We start from the raw sequence: 784 nt of genomic DNA on the forward strand, positions 1-784 counted from the left end.
AAAAGACTACGGGTCGCCGGTGTTTTGGAAGAGGCGATCAAAAAGGCATTTTTGCTAGTTGATTTGATGATTTTTGAAATAAATGAAGGATTTTGAAGTAAAGTGTCGAATTCCACAACCGCCTGAGCCCCTTTATGTTCAAGAGGCCTCGATTTATCCTCATGGCATTCTTATTTTCCCTTTTTCTATGAATGGTGTGTAAATTTTGAAGGAACGGCCGCTGTCTTTCTGCATAATGATCGCATCTCGCATTTGCATGGCTATGCGGTTGTTTCCCATGCAGGGAGGGCGTTTGGTGGAGAATTTTAAGCTCGAGAATATGGAACTTTCCCCTTTGGATCGTGCAAAGCGCCATGTGGCGTTTCAGCATCGAGGCGCCTCAGGATGGATCACGCTGGCGAAGAAGGAACCGGACGGGGGATGGAGGCAGTATCACTACCAGCCCAACGAATTGGCTGTAGAACTGCCTAAATGGCTCGGAGAGGACGTCTATTTCAGTCAGAACACCTTTTATAAGCCTCAACGAAGAATCGAAAATATAAGGCAGCTGAGGGCTCTGTATGTGGATGTGGATTGCCATACGATTGGCTATGAGCCGGAGTGGGTGGTCGGGAAGCTGGACATCGAGGTATTCCATGACAATATCTTGCCTGAACCTAATCTCATCATTTTCTCGGGTCGCGGAATCGTATGCGTTTGGTTTATCGAGCCGGTCCCATACAAGGCCTTGCCGCTGTGGAAGGCGGTAGAGAACTATTTTTATGAACAGCTTAGCTATGTGGGG

Annotated in this window: 1 pseudogene; it reads left to right on the top strand. The window is 47.4% G+C overall.

The features are described 5' to 3' along the window. Window positions 1–205: 205 nt before the first annotated feature. Window positions 206–784: pseudogene (locus tag VU18_RS15665) on the top strand (hypothetical protein); the annotation flags it as partial.

Origin of the sequence: Geobacillus sp. ZGt-1 (assembly GCF_001026865.1) — a bacterium.
GTDB lineage: Bacteria > Bacillota > Bacilli > Bacillales > Anoxybacillaceae > Geobacillus > Geobacillus thermoleovorans.